This is a genomic window from Mycobacterium sp. 4858, assembly GCF_900240975.1.
Taxonomy (GTDB): Bacteria; Actinomycetota; Actinomycetes; order Mycobacteriales; family Mycobacteriaceae; genus Mycobacterium.
The window spans coordinates 316,728-343,303 of the sequence record NZ_LT968775.1 but is presented as its reverse complement, the minus strand read 5'-3'; the positions used below and the strand labels follow the sequence as shown (position 1 = coordinate 343,303).

18 protein-coding genes, 1 tRNA gene and 1 pseudogene are annotated in these 26,576 nt (G+C 67.5%); 2 read left to right on the top strand and 18 right to left on the bottom strand.

The genetic code is table 11. From position 1 onward, the window contains the following. Positions 1–20: 20 nt before the first annotated feature. The 5 genes from C1737_RS01660 to C1737_RS01640 all read right to left on the bottom strand — a co-directional run bounded on the left by C1737_RS01660 (position 21) and on the right by C1737_RS01640 (position 8,289). A complete protein-coding gene (locus tag C1737_RS01660; protein WP_068096047.1) occupies positions 21–692 on the bottom strand; it encodes a hypothetical protein in 672 nt (223 codons plus the stop codon). Continuing rightward, complete coding sequence (locus tag C1737_RS01655) at positions 680–1,093, bottom strand: thioesterase family protein (RefSeq protein WP_055400158.1); 414 nt, start codon at positions 1,091–1,093, stop codon at positions 680–682. The genes C1737_RS01660 and C1737_RS01655 overlap by 13 nt, the downstream gene beginning before the upstream one ends. Then, on the bottom strand, positions 1,090–5,934 hold the full coding sequence (locus tag C1737_RS01650; RefSeq protein ID WP_102417051.1) for an NAD-glutamate dehydrogenase: 4,845 nt from the start codon (positions 5,932–5,934) through the stop codon (positions 1,090–1,092). Before C1737_RS01650 ends, C1737_RS01655 begins: the two co-directional genes overlap by 4 nt. 116 nt (positions 5,935–6,050) lie before the next feature. Then, positions 6,051–7,727 carry an energy-dependent translational throttle protein EttA gene (gene ettA, locus C1737_RS01645; RefSeq protein WP_067921970.1) on the bottom strand — a complete coding sequence of 559 codons (1,677 nt, stop codon included), beginning with the start codon at positions 7,725–7,727 and terminating at the stop codon, positions 6,051–6,053. Positions 7,728–7,806: 79 nt separating this feature from the next. Next, positions 7,807–8,289 carry a single-stranded DNA-binding protein gene (locus tag C1737_RS01640; RefSeq protein WP_067921967.1) on the bottom strand — a complete coding sequence of 161 codons (483 nt, stop codon included), beginning with the start codon at positions 8,287–8,289 and terminating at the stop codon, positions 7,807–7,809. Between the two features lie 319 nt (positions 8,290–8,608). On the opposite strand from C1737_RS01640, the pseudogene C1737_RS01635 reads away from it, so the two are divergent. After that, a pseudogene (locus tag C1737_RS01635) lies at positions 8,609–9,827 on the top strand (HNH endonuclease signature motif containing protein). A 112-nt stretch (positions 9,828–9,939) separates the two neighbouring features. On the opposite strand, the gene C1737_RS01630 reads toward C1737_RS01635, so the two are convergent. The 5 genes from C1737_RS01630 to C1737_RS01610 form a co-directional block, all read right to left on the bottom strand. Then, the gene (locus C1737_RS01630; protein ID WP_102417050.1) at positions 9,940–11,970 is read right to left on the bottom strand and encodes a cytochrome c oxidase assembly protein; all 2,031 of its coding nucleotides are present in this window, start codon (positions 11,968–11,970) and stop codon (positions 9,940–9,942) included. A 29-nt stretch (positions 11,971–11,999) separates the two neighbouring features. Further along, the gene (locus C1737_RS01625; protein ID WP_102417049.1) at positions 12,000–14,369 is read right to left on the bottom strand and encodes a glycerol-3-phosphate 1-O-acyltransferase; all 2,370 of its coding nucleotides are present in this window, start codon (positions 14,367–14,369) and stop codon (positions 12,000–12,002) included. Continuing rightward, positions 14,366–16,114, bottom strand: a complete 1,749-nt coding sequence (locus C1737_RS01620; protein ID WP_102417048.1) for an HAD-IB family hydrolase/lysophospholipid acyltransferase family protein — start codon at positions 16,112–16,114, stop codon at positions 14,366–14,368. The genes C1737_RS01625 and C1737_RS01620 overlap by 4 nt, the downstream gene beginning before the upstream one ends. After that, on the bottom strand, positions 16,111–17,580 hold the full coding sequence (locus tag C1737_RS01615; RefSeq protein WP_068096059.1) for a wax ester/triacylglycerol synthase family O-acyltransferase: 1,470 nt from the start codon (positions 17,578–17,580) through the stop codon (positions 16,111–16,113). The genes C1737_RS01620 and C1737_RS01615 overlap by 4 nt, the downstream gene beginning before the upstream one ends. A gap of 153 nt (positions 17,581–17,733) precedes the next feature. Next, positions 17,734–18,981 (bottom strand): alpha/beta hydrolase, encoded by a 1,248-nt coding sequence (locus C1737_RS01610; RefSeq protein ID WP_102417047.1) that lies wholly within the window; start codon positions 18,979–18,981, stop codon positions 17,734–17,736. A 187-nt stretch (positions 18,982–19,168) separates the two neighbouring features. Here C1737_RS01610 and C1737_RS01605 point away from each other — a divergent pair. Further along, positions 19,169–19,242 (top strand) — tRNA-Arg (locus tag C1737_RS01605). A 181-nt stretch (positions 19,243–19,423) separates the two neighbouring features. Here C1737_RS01605 and C1737_RS01600 read toward each other — a convergent pair. From C1737_RS01600 to C1737_RS01565, 8 genes are all read right to left on the bottom strand, one after another. Next, a complete protein-coding gene (locus tag C1737_RS01600) occupies positions 19,424–20,812 on the bottom strand; it encodes a class II 3-deoxy-7-phosphoheptulonate synthase (RefSeq protein WP_102417046.1) in 1,389 nt (462 codons plus the stop codon). A 145-nt stretch (positions 20,813–20,957) separates the two neighbouring features. After that, entirely contained in the window at positions 20,958–21,440 is a 483-nt protein-coding gene (locus C1737_RS01595; RefSeq protein ID WP_142393413.1) for a DUF1772 domain-containing protein, read from the bottom strand. A gap of 108 nt (positions 21,441–21,548) precedes the next feature. Further along, positions 21,549–21,794, bottom strand: a complete 246-nt coding sequence (locus C1737_RS01590; protein WP_068096118.1) for an acyl carrier protein — start codon at positions 21,792–21,794, stop codon at positions 21,549–21,551. Further along, a complete protein-coding gene (locus tag C1737_RS01585; protein WP_067924498.1) occupies positions 21,791–22,288 on the bottom strand; it encodes a 3-hydroxyacyl-ACP dehydratase FabZ family protein in 498 nt (165 codons plus the stop codon). The genes C1737_RS01590 and C1737_RS01585 overlap by 4 nt, the downstream gene beginning before the upstream one ends. Further along, the gene (locus C1737_RS01580) at positions 22,288–22,662 is read right to left on the bottom strand and encodes a 3-hydroxyacyl-ACP dehydratase FabZ family protein (RefSeq protein ID WP_142393412.1); all 375 of its coding nucleotides are present in this window, start codon (positions 22,660–22,662) and stop codon (positions 22,288–22,290) included. The genes C1737_RS01585 and C1737_RS01580 overlap by 1 nt, the downstream gene beginning before the upstream one ends. Before the next feature lie 34 nt (positions 22,663–22,696). Beyond that, positions 22,697–24,250, bottom strand: coding sequence for a phenylalanine aminomutase (D-beta-phenylalanine forming) (locus C1737_RS01575; protein ID WP_102417045.1), 1,554 nt, complete (start codon positions 24,248–24,250; stop codon positions 22,697–22,699). 9 nt (positions 24,251–24,259) lie between these two features. Continuing rightward, a complete protein-coding gene (locus C1737_RS01570) occupies positions 24,260–25,864 on the bottom strand; it encodes an AMP-binding protein (RefSeq protein ID WP_102417044.1) in 1,605 nt (534 codons plus the stop codon). A gap of 411 nt (positions 25,865–26,275) precedes the next feature. Beyond that, positions 26,276–26,560 carry a chorismate mutase gene (locus tag C1737_RS01565; RefSeq protein WP_067924507.1) on the bottom strand — a complete coding sequence of 95 codons (285 nt, stop codon included), beginning with the start codon at positions 26,558–26,560 and terminating at the stop codon, positions 26,276–26,278. Positions 26,561–26,576: the final 16 nt, after the last annotated feature.

Sequence of the window (26,576 nt, the reverse complement as noted above, 5' to 3'; positions counted from 1 at the left end):
GGTGATCGCTGCTCGACACCTCAGCGCAGCAGCAGCGCCGGGTCGCCGCGGCGCCGGTACACCGAGCCGAACCGCGCGTCGATGCGCAGCCAGGTGGGCAGGATCCGGACCCGGATCATCTCATCGGCGCCTACGGCGTCCGGAGACTGCGGCAGGAAACCCATTGCGGTCAAGGCGAACACACACCGCATGGGCAGCCCGACGCTGGCGTCGGGCGCACTCACCTGAATGACCTCCTGGTCGAGCAGTGACACCGGCGGGCCATGAGAACTGCCGTGTTCCTTGGCAAGTCGCGCGCCGCGCTGCGCCAGATCCAGCATCACCCGGGCGGGGATGTCCTCGAGGTGGCTGAAGCCGGTGTCCGGGGGCAACGCCCCCCGCCACGCGGAGTCCATCGCGAACCCGGGGTCGACGTAGCCGGAGTCATCCATCGCGGTCAGGCCGCGCGCCAGGGCGTCGGCGCCCACGGACAGGTCGTCGGGCCGCACCTGGCCGCCCACTACACGGCTGGCCAGCACGTCGAAACCGGTTGCCACCCAGGCCGTCAGGAGCCCTGTGGATCGGTTGCGGAGGCGGATGACCGCGGCGTCGTCGAGACGCAACGCGTGATCGACGAACGCGCCCAGATCCCTGCGCTGGGCGGCCCGGTCCTGTGGACCCAGCCAAAGTCCGCGGTCAACTACCGGATCCACCGCTGCAGATACTCCCGATGGTGTGGGGAGAGCCGCACCAGCCGCTCCTCCTCGATATGGACGGCGGCCAGTTGCGACTCGGCGATGACGGCGGGCTTGGATTCCGGATCCGCGGACACCGAGCGCACCTCGTAGCCCAGCGTGAAGTCCACCGCCCGCAACCGCTTGGTCCACATCGTCACCTGCAGCGGCGAATCGACCAGCCGCAGTTGACCTTTGTAGGTCACCTTGACTTCGGCGATCAGCAACCCGATGGTCAAGATGTCGACCTCGAACGCTTCACGCAGGAACTGGACCCGGGCCTCCTCCAGGATCGTGACCATCGTGGCGTGGTTGACGTGCTGGTACATGTCGATGTCCGACCAGCGCACCGGTACGGGGGCGACGAAGCCGACGCTCAACTCGATGAACCTCTTCCGCTGGTGCGGGTCATGCGCCGGATCTGACGCGCGGCCACCGAAAGCGTCGCGAGATCCTTCTCCCCGCTTTCCTGGATTTCGATGAGGGTGCGGCGGGCCCGCTCCACCCGCGACGCGGACAGGTGTTCCCACTCGGCGATCTTCTCCTCGCCGCTTTCGTTCGGCTCCCCCACCGCGAGCACGTCGAAGCACAACGACCGCAGCGATGCGTAGATGTCATCGCGAATCGCCAAGCGCGCCAAGGAATGCCAGCGGTCGTTGCGGGGCAGTTCGGATACCGCCGTCAGCAGGCCGTCGGTGCCAAGCCGGTCCATCAGGGCAAAGTAGGTGTCCGCGACCTCGGCGGCGTCGATGTCGTTGATGTCGCCGATGTCGATGATGTCCAGCAGGCTGAAGCGGTACAGGCCGGCGGCGATCATGTACGCCAGGTCCTCGGGTGTTCCCTGCGACGCGAACTCGGCGGCTTCCTTTTCGACGATCGCCTTGTCGTCGCCGCGCAGCCACTCCGACATCCGAGGGGTCAGGTCTTTGACCTTCGCGGCGAACCGGTTGATCTCGGCGCCGACGGCCAGCGGCTGTGGACGGTAGTTGAGCAGCCAGCGGCCGGCGCGATCGATGAGCCGCCGGGTATCCAGCGTCAAGCGGTCGGACAAGGCGACCGGGAGATTGGCCGCGCGGGTGCGCCGCCAGATCTGGCCCACGTCGAAGATGGCGTCGGTGGCCACGTACGTCCGCACCGCGTCCACCGGCCCGACGCCGACGTCCTCGGTGATTCGGAAGGCGTAGCTGATGCCGGCGGTGTCGACCAGGTCGTTGATCAGCATGGTGGTGACGATCTCGCGGCGCAGCTGGTGGGTGCGGATCTCCGGGGTGAACCGTTCCCGCAACGGCGTCGGGAAGTACAGGGGCAGCCGGGAGGCGAACACGTCCTGCTCGGTCAGTTCGGTGTTCAGCATCTCTTCTTTGAGCCCGAGTTTGACGTGCGCCATCAGGGTGCACAGCTCGGGCGAGGTGAGGCCGATGCCGGCCTCGCATCGGCGGTCGATCTCCTTCTCCGACGGCAGCGCCTCCAGTTCGCGGTTGAGCCCCCGGTGGTCGACCAGGTACTGAATCTGCCTGCCGTGCACCGGCAGCAGGCTGGCCGCGTTGGCGCGGCTGGTGCCGATCAGGTCGTTCTGATCCTCGTTGTCGGTGAGCACCAGCTGCGCGACCTCGTCGGTCATCGACTCCAGCAGCTCTTTGCGCTCGTCGGGATCGACCCTGCCGGCGGTCACCAGCGAGTCAATCAGGATCTTGATGTTGACCTCGTGGTCCGAGCAGTCCACGCCGGCGGAATTGTCCATGGCGTCGGTGTTGATGCGCCCGCCCGACAGGTCGAACTCGACCCGGCCCAGGGCGGTCACCCCCAGGTTGCCACCTTCACCGATCACCTTGGCGCGCACCTGGCTTGCGTTGACCCGCACCGGATCGTTGGCGCGATCACCGACGTCGGCGTCGGACTCGGATTCGGCCTTGATGTAGGTGCCGATGCCGCCGTTGAACAACAGGTCGACCGGTGCCTGCAGGATCGCCTTGATCAGGTTGGGCGGCGTCATCTCGGTGACGTCGCCGTCGATGCCCAGCGCCTCGCGCACCTGCGGGCTGACGGGGATGGATTTGTGCTCGCGGCTGTACACCCCACCGCCCTCGCTGATCAACGACTTGTCGTAGTCGTCCCAGCTGGAGCGCGGCAGGTCGAACATGCGCCGGCGTTGTTCCCACGAGGCGGCGGGGTCGGGGTCGGGGTCGAGGAAGACATGCCGGTGGTCGAAGGCGGCGATCAACTTGATGTGTCGGGACAGCAGCATGCCGTTGCCGAACACGTCGCCGCTCATGTCGCCGATGCCCACCACCGTGAAGTCCTCGGTCTGGGTGTCGACGCCCATCTCCCGGAAGTGGCGTTTGACGGCCTCCCACGCGCCCTTCGCGGTGATGCCCATGGCCTTGTGGTCGTAGCCCACCGATCCGCCGGAGGCGAAGGCGTCCCCCAGCCAGAATCCGTAGGACTTGGCGACGTCGTTGGCGATGTCGGAGAAGGTGGCGGTGCCCTTGTCCGCGGCCACCACCAGATACGCGTCGTCGCCGTCGCGCCGGATCACTTCGGGCGGCGGGCTCACCTTCTTCGTTTTGTGATCGACGTTGTCGGTGACGTCGAGCAACCCGGAGATGAACAGCTGATAGCAGGCGATGCCTTCGGCGCGGGCGGCCTCGCGGTCCTCCGCCTGATCGCCGGTCGCCATCGGCGGCCGCTTGACGACGAAGCCGCCCTTGGCCCCGACCGGCACGATGACGGCGTTCTTCACCGCCTGCGCCTTGACCAGGCCGAGGATCTCGGTGCGGAAATCGTCGCGCCGGTCCGACCAGCGCAGCCCGCCCCGCGCCACCGGGCCGAAGCGCAGGTGCACGCCTTCGACGCGGGGCGAATAGACGAAGATCTCGTATTTGGGGCGCGGCAGCGGCAACTCGTCGATGAGCTGGGCATCGAGCTTGAGGGCCAGCACGTTTCGGGCGCGCGCCGAACCCTCTCGCGTGACGAAGTAGTTGGTGCGCAACGTCGCCTGTACCAGCGAGGCGAACGCCCGCAAGATGCGGTCGGTGTCCAGGCTCATCAACGCGTCGATGTCGGCGGCGACCGCGGCCGCCGCCGCCTGGGCGTCGCGGTTCGCCGACGCCCCGGACGGGCGGGGGTCGAAGAGCGCCTCGAACAGGACGACCAGCGATCGCGCGGTGGAGGGGTGCTCGTTGAGCACCGACTCGATGTAGGACTGACTGTACGGAAAGCCCGCCTGCCGTAGGTATTTCGCGTAGGCGCGCAGCAGCACGACTTGCTGCCAGCTCAGCCGCGCGCGCATGACGAGCTCGTTGAACCGGTCGATCTCGACGCGGCCCTGCCAGATCGCGGTGACCGCATCGGCGAATCGTTGCGCGGTCGCCTCCCGCTCGGCCGTCGTCGTCGCTGGCGCGATGGTCGGGTGCGTGGAGATCTTGAACTGATAGATCCACACCGGCAGCCCGTCCTGGCGGGTCACCGTGAAGGGCCGCTCCTCGAGCACCACCACGCCCATGCTCTGCAGCATGGGCAGCAGCTGGCTCAGCGATGCGGTGCGCCCGCCCAGGAACCAGGTCAGCTGGGCGGCGCCCTCCTCGCCCCGTTCGGAGAACACCAGCTTGACCGAGTTGTCTTGCAGCTCTTTGATGATCGCGATGTGCTCGATGGCATCGGCGGGAGTGACCGCCTGTTTGTAGACCTCGGGGAAGGCGGTCGCGTAGTGCTCGGCGTCGTCATGCTCGACGGAACCGTCCGCGGCCGCGGCGATCAACCGGTCGGTCCAGGTGCGGGCGGCCTCGCTCAGCAGGCCCTGAATGCGGACCCGGTTGTCCTCGGAGACGTCGACCTGCGGTGCATCTTCGGGTAGCCGGACCATGAAATGCATGAGGGCCCAGGGCGATTCGCTCACCCTTGCGGTGAATTCCAGCCGCGTGCCGCCGAATTCGCGGACCAGGATGTCCTCGATCTGCAGCCGCACCTGCGTGGTGTAGCGGTCGCGGGGTAGGTAGACCAGGCACGAGACGAAGTATTGGAGCCGGTCGGCCCGCAAGAACAACAGCGCCCGCCGCTGGGACCCCAGGTCCACTACCGCTTTGGCCATCGCCAACAGCCGTTCGGCGCTCAGCGTGAACAGTTCCGAGCGCGGGACGGTCTGGATGACGTCGAGCAGCAGTTGGCCGGGGTGGATCGGGTCGCTGTCGGCCAGGGCGAGCGCCTGGCGCACCCGCGTGGAGACCGTCGGGATCTCCAGGACGTCCGCGTTCATCGCGGCGACGGTGAACAGCCCGACGAAGCGGTGCTCGACGACGCCGTCGTCGCCGCCGAGGTTCTCCCGAACCGCGATGGCGTACGGGTACGCGCCGTAGCGCAGGTAGCTGCCGACAACCGATTGGGCCAGCACCAGCAAGGTGTCGTCGTCGGTCAACCGGGGCCGGGAACCGGTGCGAGTGCGCAGGACGCCCAGGCCCGGTGACCCGTCGCCGGAGACCAGGCCGCCGTGCACGCGGCAGCGTTGGTAGCCGAGCAGCAGGAAGTTACCGTTGCCCAGCCAACGCAGGAGCGCCGCGACGTCCTCGCGGTCGGGGGCCGAGAAGTGGCCCTGCGCGTTGCCTTCGACCTCCGCGGCCAGCCCGCTCAGGGCGTCGATCAACGCGCCCGCGTCGCTGGCGACCTGCTGCACGTCGGACAGGACCTTGGGCAGCAGCCGTTCGACTTCGGCAAGGCCCTTGCTGTCGACCGACGGCAACAGTTGCACGTGTATCCACGCCTCGCCCACGTATTGCGGAGCGCCGGGGGGTTTCGAGTCGACGCTGACCAGCTCGCCAGTCGGTTTGCGGTGCACCTCGAAGACCGGAGTCATGATGGCCGCGTAGGGCACGCCCAGCCGGTGCAGCAGCACCGTGACGGAGTCCATCAGCATGCCGCCGTGGTCGGTGACGACTTGCAGGGCGGGCCCGAATCCGGCCGGGTGATCCGGCGGGTAGACCGCGACCCGGCTCTCACCGGAGGGGCGGTGCCGGCCGAGCTGATAGTGCGCGCCGAGCATGCCGGGAGTCACGATGGCGGTGGGGACCGTCAGGTCGATCGGACCGGATTCCGCCGCCCCGGGGTCGTCGCCCTGCGGACCGCGATAGCTCTCGATGTAGGCCCGCGCGATCCAGTCCGGTATGTCCTGCTGCTGGGTGAAGGCGGTCCACGGCTCGAGGGCCTGCTTCGCTCCGGGATCGATCGTCATGCCGATGGCTCCCAACTCATACACATGCCACTGTGCTCAACCGCCCACTCTGCCCGCAACGGGGACGCCCCCACCGCGGCCATCGGGGCCGCTTCGTCGGGGCTGCGCAGCTGACACTAGTCGCGCGTGAGCTTCCGGTGGGTCACTCTGTGCGGCCGCGCCGCGTCGGCACCGAGCCGTTCGACCTTGTTCTCCTCGTAGGCACCGAAGTTGCCCTCGAACCAGAACCACTTGGCCTCGTTGTCCTCGTCACCCTCCCAGGCCAGGATGTGCGTGCACGTGCGGTCCAGGAACCAGCGATCGTGGGAGATCACCACGGCGCAGCCCGGGAATTTCTCCAGGGCATTCTCCAGCGAACCCAGCGTTTCGACGTCGAGGTCGTTGGTCGGCTCGTCGAGCAGGAGCAGGTTGCCGCCCTCTTTCAGCGTGAGGGCCAGATTCAACCGGTTGCGCTCGCCGCCGGACAGCACGCCGGCCGGCTTCTGCTGGTCCGGGCCCTTGAAGCCGAACGCCGAGACGTAGGCCCGTGACGGGATCTCGTTCTGGCCGACCTCGATGTAATCCAGCCCGTCGGAAACGACTTCCCAGACGGTCTTTTTGGGATCGATACCGGCGCGGGACTGGTCCACGTAGCTGAGCTTGACGGTTTCGCCGACCTTGACCGTGCCGCTGTCCGGCTGCTCGAGCCCGACGATGGTCTTGAACAGCGTCGTCTTGCCGACACCGTTCGGGCCGATGACGCCGACAATGCCGTTACGGGGCAGGGTGAAGGACAGGTCCTTGATCAGGGTCCGCCCGTCGTAGCCCTTGTCGAGGTGGTCGACCTCGACGACGAGGTTGCCCAGCCGCGGCCCGACCGGGATCTGAATCTCCTCGAAGTCGAGCTTGCGCGTCTTCTCCGCTTCGGCGGCCATCTCCTCGTAGCGCTGGAGGCGGGCTTTGTTCTTCGCCTGCCGCGCCTTGGCCCCCTGCCGCACCCAGGCCAGCTCCTCGGTGAGCCGCTTCTGCAGCTTGGCGTCCTTGCGGCCCTGCACCGAGAGCCGCTCGGCCTTCTTCTCCAGGTAGGTCGAGTAGTTGCCCTCGTAGGGATAGGCACGACCGCGGTCGAGCTCGAGGATCCACTGGGCGACGTTGTCCAGGAAGTACCTGTCGTGGGTCACCGCCAGCACCGCACCCGGGTAGGCGGCCAGGTGTTGTTCCAGCCACTGCACGCTTTCGGCGTCCAGGTGGTTGGTCGGCTCGTCGAGGAGCAGCAGGTCGGGCTTGGACAACAGCAGCTTGCACAGCGCCACGCGGCGCCGCTCACCACCGGACAGATTCGTCACCGGCTCATCCGGAGGCGGGCAGCGCAGCGCGTCCATCGCCTGCTCGAGCTGCGAGTCGAGGTCCCAGGCGTCAGCGTGGTCCAGCTCCTCCTGCAGCCGGCCCATCTCCTCCATCAACTCGTCGGAGTAGTCGGTGGCCATCAACTCGGCGACCTCGTTGAAGCGGTCCAGCTTGACCTTGATGTCGCCGAGCCCCTCTTCGACGTTGCCGCGCACCGTCTTCTCTTCGTTCAGCGGCGGCTCCTGCTGCAGGATGCCGACGCTGGCGCCGGTGGCCAGAAACGCCTCGCCGTTGTTCGGCTTGTCCAGCCCGGCCATGATCCGCAAGACGCTCGACTTGCCGGCGCCGTTGGGGCCGACGACACCGATCTTGGCGCCTGGATAGAAGCTCAACGTGACGTCGTCCAGGATCACCTTGTCGCCGTGCGCCTTGCGGACCTTTTTCATCGTGTAGATGAACTCAGCCATGCCGCGGTTGTGCCTTTCTGGTCTTTTCAGAGAGTTCTCGCGACCATCCTAGGCATCACCCGGGGGCCGGATTCCGCAGCTAAGCCGACATCGGCAGCGGTCCCGTTCCCGCGGACTCGATGCTGCCGTCGCAATCGGCGTCCTCACCAGCGGCGCCGGCCGCATCCGCGGGTGGCTTGGTGGCTTCGCCGGCAGTCGGGCCGGTGTAGCCCGGCCTCTCGATGCGCACGATCGCGCGCGACACGTCGGGCCCGACGGAGGTGGCACGCATCTCCAGTGATGAGCGGCGGTTGCCGTCGCGGTCTTCGTACTCACTGGTGTACACATGGCCCACCACGATCACCGGTGCGCCCTTGCCCAGCGCGGCGCCGACGCCGGTGACCAACTTGCCCCAGCAATTGACGTTGATGAACAGCGAGTTGCCGGGCTCCCAGCCGCCGTCGGCCATGCGTCGCCGGGAATTGCTGGCGACGCGGAACTTGATCACTTCCTGCGCGCCGACCTGTCGCCGTTCGGGGTTGGTGACGATGTGTCCGACGACCGTTAGCGGTGTTTCAAACATTGGCTGATCCCTTCTCGGTTGCTATTGGGCGGCGAACGCGTCACCGCCCGTCCTGGTTGCCATTGAGCTCGGCGCCACCGACGGGCCGGCGGGCAAGAGCGGCTCAAACCGTGTCCAGGTCGGCGGCCCTGTGGAAGGAGTCGGGACTGTGGAGTAGTCCGGCGATGAGTGCGATCGCGCATTATTGGTCCTTGGTCCCCTTACCACCCCGGGCCTGCAGTTTCGGGCCAATCAGGTTGTCCGCTTGAGGTGACGAAGGTCAGTCCGAGCGCGAAATCGGCAGCCGAAACCCGTCGTACCCCGCTGCGATGATGGGTCCATGTCTTCCACCGCACCGGCTAGCGCTGTGGCAGTGAGCCCTGCCGAGCGTTTGGAGGTGATGTTCGAGGAGTTGGCGGAGTTGGCCGGCCAGCGCAATGCCATCGATGGGCGCATCGTGGACCTGGTCGCCGAGATCGAGCGTGATGAGCTGTGCGGCATGACCGGCGCGCGCTCGGTCGCGGCGTTGGTGGCCTGGAAGCTGGGGTTGTCGTCGACCACCGCGCACACGATCGCCACCGTCGCGCACCGGGTCGAGGACTTCCCCCGCTGCACCCAGGGCCTGCGCGACGGGCGGCTGTCGCTGGACCAGGTCGGCATCATCGCCGCACGCGCCGGCGACGGCTCCGACGCGCACTATGCGGAGTTGGCGCGGGTGGCCACGGTGCACCAGCTGCGAACCGCGATCAGCCTCGAACCGCGCCCTGACCCAGAACCCCGGCGCGAGCCCGAGCGCTCGTTCAGGAAGACTTCCACCGAGCAGGGCAGCTGCTATCGGATCACCCTCCCGCCTCCGGACGCCGCGAAATTCGACGCCGCGTTGGCCTCGCACCAGGACGCGCTGATCGCCGAATGGAAGCACGACCGCGCCGACGGAGCGTCGGAAAGCGCGCCGCCGCTGCCGGGCACTGTCGAGGCCTTCATGCGCCTGGTCGAGGCCGGGTGGGACGCGGAGGCGGCCCGCCGGCCCCACGGACAGCACACCACCGTGGTGGTGCACGTCGATGCTGAAACGCGCACCGCGGCTCTGCATCTGGGTTCGCTGCTCACCGACGCCGAGCGCCAATACCTGACCTGTGATGCCACCTGTGAGGTGTGGTTCCACCGCGACGGCCAGCCCATCGGCGCCGGCCGAACCACCCGCCTGATAAACCGGCGACTGCGCCGCGCGCTGGAGCACCGCGACCGCTCGTGCGCAGTTCCCGGCTGTGGCGCCACCCGCGGTCTGCACGCCCACCACATCCGGCACTGGGAAGACGGCGGCCCCACCGAGCTGACCAACCTCGTGCTGGTCTGTCCTCATCACCACCGGCTGCACCACTCCGGGGGCATCACCATCGTGGGACCCGCACCCGATCTCACCTTCAACGACGGCGCCGGGCGCACACTGAGCCCAACCGCCGCCCGCCGTCCCGCCGTGCCCGGGACCGATCGGCGAACGCGCCGAATGGTGGTGGTACGACCCCTTCCGACCCCAACCACCACCGTCCAGGAATTAGCCCGGCGTCGAAGCGAAACGGGTTGGCGGGGAGGCGAGTCGTTCGCAGTATCCGTCAACGGGGTGTTGTCAGGGACAAAGAGCCGCTCGAGCTCCGCAACTCAAGCACCTCGTCACCGCGGCTTGGCATGTCCCGGCGTGCCGCGCCGCCCCAGCTCGGCGAGCATCGCGTTGTAGGCGACCAGCTCGGCGTCGTCATCGCGTTCGGCGGCGCGGTCCAGCCGGCGGGCCATGCGGTCGTCGCTGCGCGCCCACTGCACCAACAGCGCCAGCATCACGATCACCAGGGGCACCTCCCCCGCCGCCCAGGCGATGCCACCACCCAGTCGCTGATCGCCCAGCAGGTCGGTGTGCCAGCTCAACCCGAGGGAGCGGTAGTAGTCGGCGCCGAGGACTTTCCGGGTGCCCATCAGCACCACGCCGAAGAACGCGTGCAGCGGCAGGGACGCGAACACCACGCCCACCTTGGCCAGCGGAGGGATCGGGCGCGGCGTGGGGTCGACCCCGATGACGATCCAATAAAAGACGTAGCCGCTGACCAGGAAGTGCACGTTCATCGCCAGGTGCCCCGCGTGACTGCCCACGGCCGTGTCGAACAGGTTCGAGAGGTACAGCCCGTAGAAGCCCGCGACGAACAACACGGTCGCGACCACGGGGTTGGTGACGAAGCGTGAGTAGCGGCTGTGCAGCGCGGCGAGCAGCCATTCCCGCATCCCGGGCGGCTCGTCACGACCGGCGGCGGGCAGCGCCCGCAGCGCCAGGCTGACCGGGGCGCCGAGCACCAGCAGGATCGGGACCAGCATCGACAGGCCCATGTGCGCGATCATGTGCACGCTGAACATCGCCGGCATGTAGCGGCCGACCCCCGACGAGGTGACGAACAGCAACGCGAAACAGCCGAGTAGCCATGCCGCGGTCCGGCCCGGCGGCCACGCGTCGCCTCGGCGACGCAGCCGCAGCACGGCGGCCACGTAGAGGACCGCGAAGACGATGGCGGCCGTGCCGAAGATCAGGTCGAAGCGCCAATCGAACAGGATGCGGGCTGGCGTCGGCGGCCCGTCGAAGTCGTAGCCGATTTCGGCCTCGGGGATCGAGGGCAGCCGACTCGGCGGGGGCGGCGGCGCGGTGCGGCCCAGCCCGACGGCGACGCCGAACGTCAGCCCGAAGACCGCGGCCTCGGCAAGCGCCAGCCGGAGCAGGGCGCGACGCGCGTCGGGGAGGTCCGGTTCCACCTGCAGCCGGGCCACGGCCGAGCGCCGCTGGCGCCAGCCGAGGATCCCAAGCGCGCACAGCGCGGCGAACTTGGCGACCACCAGGCGCCCGTAGTCGGACGTGAACAGGTCACCGATGGGCACGCGCACCACGGCGTTCATCACCCCGCTGAGCGCCATCGCGACCCAGCACCACAGCGCGATCGCGGAAAACCGCCGCGCCGCCAGGGCGACATATCCCCCGCCGCGCAGCCCGTACGCGGCGAGCGCCAGCAGCCCACCGGCCCACACCGCGGCGGCCACGAGGTGGATCAGCAGGCTGTTGGTGGCCAGGTCGTGTGACCCGCCCGCGGACGAGTGGCCGGTCAATCCCAGCGGGATCAACGTCAGCAGCGAGCCGGCGAACAACAGCGGCGTCCACGACCAGCGCAGCACCGGCAGGCTGGCCAGCATCACCACCGCGGCCAGCGCCGCGGTCCAGCGCCAGGCGGAGGCGGTGGTGACCAGGCCGGCCACCGACCAGATCCGCACCGGGTCGAGGAGTGTGACCAACGGTCGGCCCGACACGTCGGAGATGGTCAGCGGGACCAGCAGCGCGGCACACACCGCCCACACCCCCGACGCGAACGTGCCCAGGCGAAGCGCCCGATAGCCGTCGGCGTCCAGGACGCCGTTGCGTTGCGGCGGCACGAAAAACGCCGCGAACAGGAACGACCCGACCGCGAGCACCGCGGCGATCTCCCCGGCCGCCCGCACGAATGGCAGCCCCAGCGTGGTCGCGGGGCCGGGATTCGGCAGGCCGGTGGCGGTCAGCGCGTCGGCCAGTGACAGCGCCCCGATGCCGGCCGCCGTGCAGCCGGCCAGCACGGCGACGCCGGTCAGCATCGGCCACACCAGCGCGCGCGGGGTGGCCACAGACCGATCGACCGTCATACAGCCAGGGTATGGCCGCGCACCGGCGGCTACCGAGGCAGGCGCTCCTGACGCGCCTTCTTCTCGCGGGCGACGAACTGGTTGCGGGCGATCCGGCTGATGTGATCGGAGTCCCGCAGGATGTCCCGCAGTTCCTGCCGGAACGCGATCCGCCGTTCGACGAGATCGGGCGCGGGTGCTGTGAGGTCCTGATCGGCGACCACCTGGTAGGCGGTGGCGAACAGCAGCGTCGACACCGATTCGCTGCTGCGGACCCGGGTCTGCGCCACATATTGGCGGCCCACGCCGAGCGCCGATTTCGTCAACTCCTTCTGATCGACGTCGGGCGGCGCATCCCGCAGCACGTCGGCGACGATCTCGTAGGCCTCAAAGAAGACCCGCAGCATCGCGTCCGCCATCAGCGGCCGCTTGGCGAACAGCAACGCGTCGATCTCGTCGCCGCCGGCGGCGACGTGGGCTTCCCAATCGTCGTGCCAGGCCATCTCTTCGGCGATGTTGTCCCGGAACGCCGCCGAGTCCGCGAAGTAGAAGTCGAACTTCAACAGGTCGCGCAGCCGCATCGCCTGATCCCAGAAGGCCTGCATGCGGTCGCCCTCGACGTGCCGCGCGTGTGCCAGCGCCAGCTCGACGATCGACGTCTCCAGGAAGGCGTGGATCAGCGAGTTGCGGTAGAACGCCGCCGCGTGCTGCTCGTCGGGGGCGATGCGCCACACCGGCTCCCGGCCCCCGTCGACCCGGGTGATCGGATGTCCGTTGGACAACGCGTCGACCGCCGCCCGCACCCCGTCGCGCGAGCGCAGCCGCAACGCGCTCGTCGACATCGGGGTTTGCTTGCGTTCCAGATAGTCGAGCGAGTCCTGCAGCGTGTGGTGCAGCTGGGCGAGCGTCAACGCCGCGCCGCGCGTGGTCAGCAGCAACGCGCACACCAGACCCGTCGCGGTCACCGGCGTCGCCTGCAGGATCCGCCAGGCTACCTCGAATGACATCTTCTGCAGCGCAAGCCGTTTGGCGTCCTGGTCGTGGGTCAGCGGGCCGTGGGCCGGGCCCAGGTACTGGCGCATCGACACCGCCTCGGGAAAACGGACGTAGATCTTGCCGTAGTTGCGCTCGCCCTGCGCCCGGATGAAGTTGTACAGCCAGCTGACGCCTTCGGGCGTCTTCTCGCCGCCGCGGGCGTAGGCCGCATACTCGTCGGTTTCGTGCAGCTGGTCGAAGCTGATGGACACCGGCTGCAACAGGATGTCCTCGCTGCGGCCGTCCAGGTAGGCGTCTGCGACGTAGGACAACAGGCCGAGTTTCGGGGGCAGCATCTTGCCGGTGCGCGAGCGGGTGCCCTCGATGGACCAACTCAGGTTGAACCGCTTCTCGACGATGTAGCCGACGTATTCGCGCAAAACGTACTTGTAGAGCGGGTTTCCGCCGATGTTGCGCCGGATGAAGATGACCCCGGATCGGCGCAGCAGCGGACCCATCGCGCCGAAGGACAGGTTGATCCCGGCGAACACGTGCACGGGCGGCAGCCGGTTCTCCTGCATCGCCACCGGGACCACCGCGCCGTCGATGTAGGACCGGTGCGAGAACAGCAGCACGGCCGGATGGGTTTCCAGGGCGGCGCGCATCGCCGCGACCTGATACCCGTCGTAGTCGATCTCCGGATCGAAGCCGCGGCTGATCGCCCTGCTGAGGACCGATACGAGGTCGACCGACACCCGACTCCAGCCGGTGGAGAGTTCGTCGAGCATCCGGCCGGCTTCCTCGACGGTCGCGCCGGGGATGTTCTTCAGCCCGGCGCGAAACCGGCTGGACTCCAAGATCTCCGGCTTCACCAGCCGCGGAGACTTGTACTGCGGCCCCAGGATCCGGTACTCGACGCGTTCCAGCGCCAGCAGCGCGCGGCGGATGACGAACCGGGCGAAGTCGGTCTCGTTCTCGCCGACGGTGATGTCGCGCCATTGCTGGCGCAGTTCGGAGACCTTCGCCGGTTCGCCGGCCACCACCCGCGCCCGCTGCGGGGCGTTGCGGATGATGTGCAGTTGCTGACGTTCGTTGGGGTGGTAGGGATCCCGCCCGGGGAGCAGACCGGCCAGCTTGGCGACCCTGCCGCGATCCGGCGGCGGCAGCCAGAACACCCGCACCGGCACGATGGAACGGTCGGCGGGTGCGCGGTCAGGGTCATCGTCGCCGGCCTCGAGCCGCTCGATCAGCGCGGTCAGCGCGTCGGGCGGGGCGTTGGGCGGTGGCAGTTCGAGGACGTCGAATCTGGCCTCCGGCTGGTCGCCGCACTGCTGGGCCATCCAGGTTGTCACCAGTTCCCGCTCGACCGGCGACGCCATGGACGCCAACACCAGCGAGTCGTCGCCGGTGAGGACCGCGGTGGTATCCGCGGCCGGTTCGGTCACGGCTGCCCTTCGGGCGGTTCGGCGTTGACCGCCGCATCGGCGGGCCTATGCGCCTCGCCGTCTTTGAGGGCGGCCTGGGATTCGTGCGGATTCGCGTTGGCCGGCTTGGCTTTCGGCGCGGCCTTCTTTGCCGGCGCCTTCTTCGCCGCCACCTTCTTTACGGGCGCCTTGGAAACACCCTTGGCCGCAGCGTTTTTCGCCGGCGCCTTGGCCTTCGCCGCGGGCTTCTTCTCCGGGTACAGGCCGACCTCGGGCAGCTCGTCGCCGACGGGCCAGTTGGCCAGCGTGTCCAGGTACAACTGCCGGACCTCGGCGATCCGGTCCGGCAGGTTCTCGATAGTCCAGTCCTGCACCGAGATCGGCGGAAACACCGCGACGTCGACCGTGCCGGGGTTGACGACGGTGGAGTTCCGGGCGGCGACGAGCTCGGCGTTGCGGATCACGATCGGCACGATCGGGATTCCGGCGGCCATGGCGAGGCGGAACGGGCCCTTCTTGAACGGCCCGACCTCGGTGGTGTCGACCCGGGTGCCTTCGGGGGCGATCACGATCGACAGCCCCTTCCTGGCCCGGTCCTCCACCTCGTGCATCGTCTCGACCGCGGCGGCGGGATCGTCGCGATCGATGAACACGCCGTCGAGCAGCTTGCCGAGCGTGCCCATGATCGGGTCCTTCTGCAGCTCCTTCTTGCCCACGCCGATCCAGTTGTCGCGCACCAGTGCGCCGGCGATGACGGGGTCCACCTGGTTGCGGTGGTTGAAGATGAACACCGCCGGCCGCTGCGCGGTCAGGTTCTCCTGGCCGATGACGTTGAGGTGCACACCGGTGATCGCGAGCGACAGCTGGGAGAAGGTCGAGGTGAAGAAGTTGACGCCGCGCCGGCGGTTGCGGGTCAGCACGCCGATGCCGACGGCGCCGGCGGCGACCGGGAACATCGAGCCGAAGCCGGCGAGGGTGCGCAGCTGGCGCCGCAGACCCACCGGCCCCCGGCTGCTGAACCGCAGGATCGGCCAACCGCGGCGCTTGGCCACGGCGGCCATCTTGCCCTCTGGATTGGTCGGGCGCGGGTTGCCGACCAGGTACATCAGGGCGACGTCCTCGTCTCCGTCGGCGTAGAAGTAGCTGTCCTTGAGGTCGATGGCGTTCTCGGCGGCAAACCGTTGCACCGCAGCGGCTTTGCCGGGTCCCCACAGGATCGGCTTCTGCACACCGCCGGTGAGTATCCCGTCCTCGGTGGTCTCGAACTTGTTGGTGAGCATGTTCGAGATGCCCAGGAACCTCGCCACCGGGTTGACCTGGATGGTCAGCGCCGACGAGCTCAGCACCACGGTGTGCCCGCGAGCCACGTGCGCCCGCACCAGCTCGCGCATCTCCGGGTAGATCCGCGACTCGATGCGCTGCACGAACAGCCGCTCACCGATCTCCTCCAGGTCGTCCAGCACGCGGCCGGCCAGCGCGGCGGCGGCCTTGCCGATGAGGTCCTCGAACTCGATGCGGCCCAATGTGTGGCTCAGGCCGGCCTGCACCATGCCGAGCAGCTCACCCACGCCCATGTCGCGGCGAAGCAGCCGCTCCTGGGTGAGGATCACCGCCGTGAAGCCGGCCACCAGCGTCCCGTCGAGGTCGAAGAACGCGCCGATCTTGGGGCCCGGCGGGCTGGCCATGATTTCGGCGACCGAGCCGGGCAGACGCATGTCCCCGCCGGCCGCCCCGCCCTGGCCTCCCTGGTCCTCGGTGGCGCTCATGAACCCGCCACCGTCCGCGCCGACGTCGCCGGCTCGGTGAACGAGGCGGGCACCGCGCGGGGTGCCCCATCGCCGGCCAGCGCCAGGATTTCGTCGAAGCCCTCCAGCAGGCATTGGGCGAACAGCGGCTCGTTGCGCACCGCCGCCCGGTCGTAGCGCACGGTGATGGTGCACCACCCGCCGCGTGAGATCAGCACGACCATCATCGCCACTCCCGGCAGCGGACCGATGCCGTACTGCCGCAACACCTTTGCACCGGCGATGTAGGTGTCCCCGGGATACACCGGGACGTTGCTGGCCTGGACGTCGGAACCGATCACCGACCCGGTGATGCCCTCGAGCACCGCGGTCGGCAGGACGCTGAGCAGGGGCGCGACCGAACCGATGATATTCATCGCGGGCTCGTCGCGACGCTGCGTCATCTGCGCGCGGATCTTCTTCATCCGCGAGACGGGATCGACGGTACCCACGGGCGCGGCCAGGTTGACGCCGGTGAACCGGTTGCCCCCGGCCGTGTCGGCCTCGGCCCGCAGGTTCACCGGTACCGCCATCGGCAGCGTGCTGATGGGCACGCCGAGCGCCTCGTGGTACCGCCGCAGGGTGCCGCACAGGCCGGCGAGGTAGGCGTCGTTGATCGATCCCCCGCCGGCCTTCGCGGCCCGGTGCAGGTCGGCGAGCGGGATATCGATCGCCTCGGTGCGGGTGGCCAGGCTACGCCGCCGCAGCAACGGCGACGGCTCGGCCGCCCGGTTGAGCACCCGCATGCCCGAGAGGGCGTAACCCACGACGCCCGACACGGTGGACGCGGGCTCGAGGACCGCACGCCCGGCGACCGAGACCGCGCCGGAGACCGCGCTCAGGACGCCGCCGACCACCGCGGCGGGCAGGTGGTTAATGCCTTGGCGCATCAAATCATTGGGTGTGAGGTCCTGCGGAACCGGCAGCGGGGGTGTCGCCTTGGCAGGTGGGTTGCGTTCGAGGTCGTAGATCTCGGCGAACATCTGCACCCCGCCGACGCCGTCGGTGACGGCGTGGCTGACGTGCAGCAGTGTCGCGGCCTTCCCGCCGGGCAGCCCCTCGATCAGGGTGGCCGTCCACAGCGGCCGGGAGATGTCCATCGGCGACTGCAACATCACCTCGGCGAGGTTGAAGACGTCGCGCAGCGTGCCGGGTTCGGCCACCCTCATCCGCCGCACGTGGAACTCGAGGTTGAAGTCGGGGTCCACCACCCAGCGCGGTGACGCCGTCGGCAGGGTCGGCACGACCACCTTCTGCCGCAGCCGCAGGACCCGTCGGGAGGCGTTTTCGAAGCGGCTCAGAAACCGGTCCCAGTCCGGCGTGGTGTCAAGGAGCTCCAGCGCCATGATGCCCGATCGCGTCCGCGGATTCGCTTCGCCCCGATGCATCAGATAGTCGACCGGTCCCAGCTGGTCGGACAATTTCACGACCCCATCGGACTCAGTCATGGCTCTCCGACCGACGCGCCAACCCTGTCACCGAAGATCAAGCCTCCTGCCTCGGACCCACCACCAACCCCCATCGCCAACCCAACGCTAGTCGGGTTGCCGCGCTGGTGAAAGGAGCGGTCGGCGCCGGGCGCCGGTTTACCGGGGCCGGGCTCAGCTGGCCGACGTGGCCGCCAGCGGGACGAAGTCCAGCAGCGGGCTGACGCGGCGCCCGTAGACGACACCGAGGAAATCCGCGACGGCGTTGGCGGCCAGCCGCGAGCGGACCGTCGAGAGGATGTCGAACGCGTGATGGGCGTTGGCGAGTTCGGCGTGGGCCACCGTGGCGGCGCCTGCCGCACGCAGCGCGGCGCAGAAGGCACGGGCCTGGCCGCTGGGCACCAATTCGTCCTTCTCGCCGTGCAGCACGAAGAAGGGTGGCGCCCCGCTGTGCACGTAGGAGACCGGCGACGCCGCCCGGAACCGCTCGGGCTCGTCGGCGTAGCGGGCCTTCATGACGAAGTGCTCCAGGAACGGCAGCATCAAGTCGTGCATGTGCTCGGAGTCGGTGAAGTCGTACACCCCGTAATAGGGCACGACGGCCTGAACCGTGGTGTCGGCGTTTTCGAATCCGGGCTGGAACGCCGGGTCGTTCGGGGTGAGCGCGGCCAGCGAGGCCAGATGCCCGCCCGCCGACCCGCCGGTGATCGCGATGAAGTCGGGATCGCCGCCGTAGTCGGCGATGTTGTGGCGGACCCAGGCGATCGCCCGCTTCACGTCGATGAGGTGCGCCGGGAACGTCGAACGCGGGCTCTTGCGGTAGTTGATCGAGACGCAGATCCAGCCGAGCTCGGCCATGCGGCTCATCAGCGTGTAGGCCTGCACCCGTTTGTCGCCGACGGTCCACGCCCCGCCGGGAACCTGGATCAGCACCGGCGCCCGCCGCCCCGGGGCGAGGTCGTGACGCCGCCAGATGTCGAGCAGGTTGTCGCGTCCGCCCGGACCGTAGGGGATGTCGGACGTCTGGGCCGCGTACCGGCGGTGCGGTCCGGGCCTGTTCAACACGCCGCTGCGGGGTGCGCAGACGGGCTTGATGCCGGCCGGGTGGCAGACCTGCTCGCGGAAGTCGGGACCGAGGGCTTCGTCGAGCGCCGCGGTGAGGGCCCGGTCCGCCAGCTGCGCCGCCCAGCTGGTGCCGACGCGCCCGATGGACGGGTGCGCGAGGCGCGACAACGCGTGCCCGGTCACGACGTGGGGAGGAAACTCGGTGGAGAGCCAGCCCGCGAGGCAGCCCAGCGCGAACGGCGAGCCGCGCAGCAACAGCGTGCCGACCCGATAGGCGTCTTTCGCATCGCCCGCCAGGCGTAAGGCCTGGTTACCGGCCCACGAGCACCGGGAAGTCACGTGCGTGGTCACGCTCATAGCAACGCCACCCCTCGACGATATGCACACGCCTCATTGCGGTTAACGGCCGATGACCGGTCGGTGTTCTACGTGTGTCGAGGTTCCCAACCATAGCCGATAACGCCGGGGCGCGAACGCTTTTCGTGTGCGGCGCGGCGGCGAGTCGGGTTACGACACGCCGTTGGAATAGACTGACGTGCACATTGCCTCCGTAGCTCAGGTGGATAGAGCAAGGGCCTTCTAATCCCTAGGTCGCACGTTCGAGTCGTGCCGGGGGCACTGGTCGGACGGCGTTTTTGGTCCGCTGAAAAGCCGATGATCGGCTCCACCGGCATCGTGGTGGACGGCTTTCGGCTGGGTCGGACTCCGGGACATTCTTCGCCTCAGCCCACCAGCGAAGTCGATGCCGTGGAACGTGACCGCGACCGTGACTTGCCGTCGCATCTCGCTTTTGGTGCACCTAGCCGCGCAGCATTTCGGCGACCAGGAACGCCAGCTCCAGCGACTGCTGGGTGTTCAGCCGCGGGTCGCACGCGGTCTCGTAGCGCCCGGCCAGGTCCAGGTCCGAGATGTCTTGCGCCCCACCGAGGCATTCGGTGACGTTCTCACCGGTGATCTCGACGTGGATGCCACCCGGATGGGTGCCCAGCGCGCGGTGCACCTCGAAGAAGCCCTGCACCTCGTCGACCACGCGGTCGAAGTGGCGGGTCTTGTACCCGTTGGACGACTCGTGAGTGTTGCCGTGCATGGGGTCGCACTGCCAAATCACCTGATGACCGGTGGCCTGCACCTTCTCGACGATCGGGGGCAGCAGATCGCGCACCTTGTGGTTGCCCATCCGGCTCACCAACATCAACCGGCCGGGCTTATTGTGCGGGTCAAGCCGTTCCACGTATTCGACCGCCAGCTCCGGGGTCATCGTCGGGCCGATCTTCACGCCAATCGGGTTGGCGATCACCTCCGCGAACGCGATATGCGCACCATCGAGCTGACGGGTCCGCTCACCAATCCACACCGTGTGCGCCGACAGGTCAAACAGCTGCGGCTCCCCATCCTCGCTCTCCGACAACCGCAGCATGGCCCGCTCGTAGTCGAGCACCAAAGCCTCATGGCTGGCATAGATCTCAGCGGTCTGCAGATTACGATCGGCCACACCGCAGGCGCTCATGAAGCGCAGGGCCCGGTCGATCTCCGTGGCCAACGCCTCATAACGCGCCCCGGCCGGCGACGTCCGAACGAACTCCCGGTTCCAATCATGCACCAGATGCAACGACGCCAGCCCCGACGACGTCAGCGCCCGCACCAGGTTCATCGCCGCACTGGCATTGGCATAAGCCCGCACCAGCCGCGACGGGTCATGCTCACGCGCGGCCGCATCCGGGGCGAAGCCATTGATCATGTCCCCCCGATAGGACCGCAACCCCAAAGCGTCGATGTCAGCCGAACGCGGCTTAGCGTACTGGCCCGCGATACGGGCCACCTTGACCACCGGCATGCTGGCGCCATAAGTCAGCACCACCGCCATCTGCAACAACGCACGAATATTGCCCCGGATATGGGGCTCAGTGTTGTCGGTGAACGTCTCCGCACAATCGCCACCCTGCAACAAAAACGCCTCACCCTTAGCGACCTGCGCCAGCTGCTCCTGCAAGCGCACGATCTCCGAAGGCACCGTCACCGGCGGCACACTCTCCAAAACCGTGCGCATCGCCGCCGCCTCATCGGCCGGCCAACTCGGCTGCTGAGCAGCCGGCTTAGCCAGCGCAGCGTCCAAACGCGCCCGCAAGTCCACAGGCAACGGCGGCAGCGACGGCAGCTGGTCGATCGGAATGTCGACGGTCCAGTTCATCGGTCCATTCCCTTCTGCGCCGACGGTGCCCCCGGGATGGTCGATCGCGGCTCGCGACCGTGCATCGGCCCCACCCGGACCGGCTCCCAGGCCGCCCGGCGCGGGCATCGCTAGCAAGGCGTATCTCATTGGCGGTGTGGGGATTTCAACCTGAATGGTGGTGGTACAGGCTAAGGCCAAGCAGCACGATGACGCCGGCCAGTAAGAGCACGCGCGGAATGATCACGCGGTTCCAGGCGGCTTCCAGCGACGGGCCGTCATCGAGTTCATTACCCTGCAACGCCGCTTCGGTGAATCTAGCGTTGATCGGCTTAGCCACGATGAAGTAGATCGCCAGCCAGACCAACGTGAGCACAGCGGCCGCAGCACGAAGTCCTCCTGCGGCCGGATCGTGCCCGACGAACGCGAGGATCGCCGAAGACACAATGGCCACAGCGCCGATGGCTCCCGGGATGGGCAGGCGCCTATCACCGTAGTAGTGGACGAAGCCGACAACTCTGGTCAGCTCGGCCTTCGTGAGGCGTTTGAGCGCGGAATCCCACACGACCGCTGCGAATGTGTCGGTGCCATACGTCACGCCTGCACCGAGCAGCCCAACGAGAACCGTGACAGTGGTAGCAATCTCCATGAACACTCTCCTTGATTTCAGGGCCGCACTCCCGGGATGGTTGGGGCCAGTGGCTTCCCCATCGGCCCGGTGCAGCAGGCCCACCTTCAGATCGCCCCGATCAGTCGCTCAGGTCGTTTGCCGGGCAACCACCTCGCACAAGGCGGTGACGGTGTACGCCTGCTGCAGCTCACTCTGCGGCAGAGTCACCTGATACTCCTTCTCCACTTTTGCCGTGATCTCCATCAGATTGAGTGAGTCCGCGTGGTAACGCTCAACGAAGTCGGCGGTGTCGTCGATCCCGGCCGGATTCATCGCCAGGACCTCTGCCACGATCTCGCGGATCCTTGCGAGTGCGTTGTCCGTATCGTTCATCTGACATCCTTCGATTGCGGCGGCACCGGACTGGAGGACAGCAAGCTCGCGGCCGGGCGGGAGACGACCAGGAATGAGCCCACGGTGAGAATGGTTCGGCCGCCTGCTCGCGTCTCACCGCTGAACTCACCGAGCGCCCCGGAACGATGTTGGAGCTCTACGTGGTGTTCCAGCACTTCCCCGGGAATGGCTGATGCGGCGAAGGCAAGGTCGCGGACGCCGACCATCAGCGGGAGCTCGTCCGGCGGGCCGAGCTCGGCGAGCGACCACAGGAGCGAGGCAGCCTGGCCGAACGACTCGAGGACGAGCGCAGACGGATACCGGAATCCCTCGATTCCGGTTCCGTCTTCCATGTCCCGGTAGCAGTCTTCCCCGCCCGTGACAGCCTTGGTGGCGACGAGCGAATTGGGCGGCGAAAACTCCCGCACGGTATCGAGCAGAAGCATCGGGGGGCGCTGCCGGAGTAGACCGCGCACCTGGCTGTGGTCAAACATCAGACCCCCGCCGGTTCGAGCGTGAGGTGCACCTCCGCTGCCGTCTGACCGTCGGCACGCACGCCGCGAGCGACCACCCCGACCCGCCCGATCGCCTGAGGAGTCAGCAGCAGGGAGAGTTCCAGTTCGTCGCCCGGAAGCAGGGGTCGGACGAAGCGAGCGCGGCCGATGCTGCACAGCCGAAGTTCGGCGCCGCGGGCTGAACTGGCCGCCTGACGGACACATTCGATCAGGAGAACCCCCGGCAGGATCGGGAAGTCAGGATAGTGGCCGGCCATCTGCGCGGCTGCCCGTTCTACGGCCAACCGCACGGATACCCGAGTGCCCTCTGGGGTGTGCTCGGTCTGCGGTGGGCGGTCGAGCGCGTCAAACACCGTCGCTGTCCGAGTCGAGGCGCGCACGACAGCCTCAGCCCATGCCCGGATGAGCGACGAGGCGCTGCGCGAGCTCTTCTACGTAGTCTGTGACTGTTATGTCCCGGTCGAGATATGGGACCACCTGACGCGTCTGTTCGTAGAGCCGCCGGGTCGCGGTCGACAGGCCCTCGGCGCCTCGGATGTCAACGGCCTGGCAGGCGCACAGCAGTTCGAAAGCGACCACGTGCGCGACATTTTCCAGCACTTCGTTGGCGCGCCTGGCCGCGACGAAGCCGAAGGAAACGATGTCCTGGAAGTCTCCGGTCGAGGTCAACGACTGAATGGATATGGGCATTGCCTTCGCCCGGGTCTCTGCGGTCAGTGAGGCGGTCATGAACTGCCCGCCCATCAGCCCCAACCGCAGGCCGGGGTTTTCCCGGCACAGAAAGCCCGGAAGCCCGTTGCTGTTGCCGGCGTCGAGATATCGGTCGATCCTTCGGTTGGACAGGTTGATCAGCGTGGTCATCGCGATGACCAGGTGGTCCATTGCCATCGACACGTATTGCCCGTGGAAGTGCCCGTTGTGGAACACCTCGGCCTCATCCGGGTCGATCAGCGGATTGTCGTTGGAGGAGTTGAGCTCGTCCTCGACGACCCGCGCGATCGTGGCGACGCTGTCCATCACCGGCCCCAGTATCTGCGGTGTGCACCGAACTGAGTACGCGTCTTCGATCGACTGCGATCCCGCCTTTGCGGTGTCCCCCATCTCAGCCGAGAGAAGGTGCTCCGTGTCGAGCTCGTCGACCGCGAGGCCGGAGTCGCCCAACGTGTCCCACAGGAACCTGGCGACCTCCTGCTGTCCCTTGTGCGGCTTGAGCTTGTGAACCTGCGGATGGAATGGCTTGGTCTTGCCGACGAGGGCTTCCACGGATAGGGCCGACACGAGCAGATATGACTGCAGCAGACGCCGGGCCCGGGCAACGCTCATGCTGCCCAGCCCCACCATGCCGGAGGTGCCGTTGATCAGCGCCAGTCCCTCTTTGAAACTGAGTTCCATCGGCACGATGCCGACTCGTTGCAGCGCCTCGGCGCCCGGTAGGACTTCGCCATCCAGCCTCGCTTTCCACTGGCCTATGCAGACCAGTGCGATCGCGGCCAACGGCCCGAGGTCGCCGCTGGTGCCGAGCGATCCCTTCTCGGGCACGCACGGCACGACACCCGAGTTCAGTACCGCAATGAGCTTTTCCAGGTTGGCCAAGGAAATGGCCGAGTTACCACGGGCAAGCGACACAATGCGGGACAACATGATCGCGCGGACCATGGCGTCGTCGAGATGTTTGCCAACGTTGGTCGCCACTGCATTGAGCAGGTTCTCCTGCAGTTGGCGTGCCATGGATACCGGAACCAGCCAATTGACGAACCCGCCCATACTGGTGTTGACGCCATAAATGACGCGCCCCTCCGCGACGAACTTCTCCAGCGTTTGGCGGGAAGTTTCCACCCGTGCGCAAACGGCGTCGTCGATGGCCACAGGAACGGCTGAGACCGCGGTCGACTCGATCTCGGTCAGCCGAACCCGCCGATCTAGGGACAGGGTGAAGACCACGTGTAGCTCCTAAGCGTTCGTAGCGGGTTGTAATTCGGACGTGCTTTCGGGAGCGGCCAGCCGTTGCCTGAGCAACGCGCGATCGACCTTCCCGTTTTCGGTCAAGGGAAGCTCCGGCAAGGTGTAAATCGACCGAGGCACCATGTAGGTGGGCAGCTCCCGCGCACAGAACGCGAGTGCAGCGACTTCGTCGAGTTCCGATTCCGGGCGGTCGAGGACGACGGCCGCCATCAGAATGTGGTCCCCGGAACGTGCTACCAGGGTCGCCGCGGCCGCCGTCACGGCGGGAAAGCGAGTGAGGACGCTCTCCACCTCGCCCAGCTCCACCCGATTTCCGCGGACCTGTACCTGGTAGTCGGATCGGCCCACGAAGTAGAGCTCGCCCGCTGAACCCAGGCGGGCCAGATCGCCCGTGCGAAGCACTGTCTGCCCATGCCGCGGCTCGACCGGGTCGGACACCAGCACTGCGGCTGTGGCCTCGGGGTCGTTCCAGTAGCCGGTGAACAGCGCCGGGCTACGCAGGTAGATCTCCCCGATCAGGCCGGGCCGGGTGACCACCTGTCCGTGATCGTCCACCAGGGTCATCTCGGCCCCTGCGTGGGCGTGTCCGATCGACAGTCGGTCCTGCTCGGTCGGCAGCGGATGCGGAACATGGGTGAACGAGGCGGCCATCGACTCTGTCGCTCCGTAGCCGTTGATGAGGCTGACGCCGGGAAGCACCGCCTGCAGCTGGCGAATCTCAGGGATCGGGAACTCCTCGCCAGCGAATACGACTGAGCGCAGCCCCTCCAATTCCTTGAGCAAATCTGGATCGTGGCGAAGGACGGGTCGCCATAGTGACGGAACGCCGTGAACCTGGGTGACCTCGGCGTTTCGCAGGACAGCGACCATGCGCCGAGGTGAGCTGAGGTGCTCCCGCCGAACGGGCACGAGTGTGGCACCGCTGCTCAGGGCCACGCCGATCCCGAACAGCGCGAAGTCGAATTGGAGCGGTGATGTGCTGGCAACCCTGTCGTCGGGTCCGGCCAATCCGTCGTCCAGCATCGCGCGCAGGAACGTCACAATTGCCCGGTGGCTCATCACCACGCCTTTGGGACAACCGGTCGAACCGGAGGTGAAGATGATGTACGCGGTATCGTTGGCGACCACGTTCCGGCGCCGGCGCGCCTTGCTCGCCGGCGCGCGCTCGATCACCAGGCCGTTCGAGCCGAACTGCGCACTGCCGCTTGCCTCTGGCAGTTCCCTGTGCTTGATGCCGTCCGCCCGTGCGTGCAGTTCCGGTTCGACCGACTGCAGGATCGCCCGCAGGCGGGTGTCCGGCGTCTGCGGGCTCACCGGCACAAACGCCAAACCGAGCATCGAGCACGCCAGCAGCATGGCCACCGAGGCTGCCGAGGTGTCCGCCTCGACTGCTACGCGGTCACCGACATCAAGCCCGAGGCTGTCCAAGACCGCTGCGTACTCCCGGATTTGGCCGTCGAGGCGCCGGTAGGAGATCTCTTCCAGAGTTCCGTTCTCGTCTGCCTCGATCACTGCAGGTTTGTCCGGGGTGCCGTCCGCAGGCGCCATGAGCAGCCGATACAGGTTGTCGGCCGAAGGATGCGCACGTTCCATAGCGTCCCCGTTCTCACTTGAGCGGTTGAGTCGAGCGGCCTTCTTCTGTTGCCGCATCGGGCTCTTGGGATTAATCGTTCGACACCGGGACGGGCGCCGAACTGGAGCGCATCTTGATGCGGGATGGATTGCCAGGGTGACGCGCTATACGGGCGGCTGCACGGTCGTAATTTGGCCACCATCATTTGCCCACGTGCGCCCCAACACGCGGCGACGTCGTTGCCGAACATCGATGACGTGAGAGAGGTGTCGAACTCGGGCAGACGGGTCAGCCAGCCTCAGAATGCTTTGCGGGAGCGCGATCGACAGCCCGCTCCCAGGACACGATCCCGTGTCAACGGTCGGCGAATCGCCCTCTTGAAATTTGCTGTTGCTCAGACGCGCGGTCGTGAACGACACAACCGCGCGTGCTCAGAACTGGCCCCGGCAGAGATCGAGCAGGGCCATGGCGAAGGCCGTGCCGGGTTTGCCAAGCGACTCGCGATACCGTCTGAGGACCTGCATCTCGCGCGAGAGATGCACCCGGCAGCCGCCCGAGGTGATCCGAGCCTGCTGGATTTTGTCCGAGACGAACATGCGCTCAAGCACCAAAGCGATGATCCGCTCGTCCAGCGCATCGATCCGCTCGCGGGTACCACCGATCAGGACCGCCGCATCGTCGGTGCGCGCGCCGGTCGTCTCTCTGTTCACGCTCATCGTTCATCTCCTTGAG

Excerpts from the sequence above, each read along its gene's own strand:
- C1737_RS01650 (WP_102417051.1), bottom strand. The coding sequence starts at position 5,934 with ATGACGATCGATCCCGGAGCGAAGCAGGCCCTCGAGCCGTGGACCGCC.
- ettA (WP_067921970.1), bottom strand. The coding sequence starts at position 7,727 with ATGGCTGAGTTCATCTACACGATGAAAAAGGTCCGCAAGGCGCACGGC.
- C1737_RS01640 (WP_067921967.1), bottom strand. The coding sequence starts at position 8,289 with ATGTTTGAAACACCGCTAACGGTCGTCGGACACATCGTCACCAACCCC.
- C1737_RS01630 (WP_102417050.1), bottom strand. The coding sequence starts at position 11,970 with ATGACGGTCGATCGGTCTGTGGCCACCCCGCGCGCGCTGGTGTGGCCG.
- C1737_RS01620 (WP_102417048.1), bottom strand. The coding sequence starts at position 16,114 with ATGAGCGCCACCGAGGACCAGGGAGGCCAGGGCGGGGCGGCCGGCGGG.
- C1737_RS01615 (WP_068096059.1), bottom strand. The coding sequence starts at position 17,580 with ATGACTGAGTCCGATGGGGTCGTGAAATTGTCCGACCAGCTGGGACCG.
- C1737_RS01610 (WP_102417047.1), bottom strand. The coding sequence starts at position 18,981 with ATGAGCGTGACCACGCACGTGACTTCCCGGTGCTCGTGGGCCGGTAAC.
- C1737_RS01600 (WP_102417046.1), bottom strand. The coding sequence starts at position 20,812 with ATGAACTGGACCGTCGACATTCCGATCGACCAGCTGCCGTCGCTGCCG.
- C1737_RS01595 (WP_142393413.1), bottom strand. The coding sequence starts at position 21,440 with ATGGAGATTGCTACCACTGTCACGGTTCTCGTTGGGCTGCTCGGTGCA.
- C1737_RS01590 (WP_068096118.1), bottom strand. The coding sequence starts at position 21,794 with ATGAACGATACGGACAACGCACTCGCAAGGATCCGCGAGATCGTGGCA.
- C1737_RS01585 (WP_067924498.1), bottom strand. The coding sequence starts at position 22,288 with ATGTTTGACCACAGCCAGGTGCGCGGTCTACTCCGGCAGCGCCCCCCG.
- C1737_RS01570 (WP_102417044.1), bottom strand. The coding sequence starts at position 25,864 with ATGGAACGTGCGCATCCTTCGGCCGACAACCTGTATCGGCTGCTCATG.
- C1737_RS01565 (WP_067924507.1), bottom strand. The coding sequence starts at position 26,560 with ATGAGCGTGAACAGAGAGACGACCGGCGCGCGCACCGACGATGCGGCG.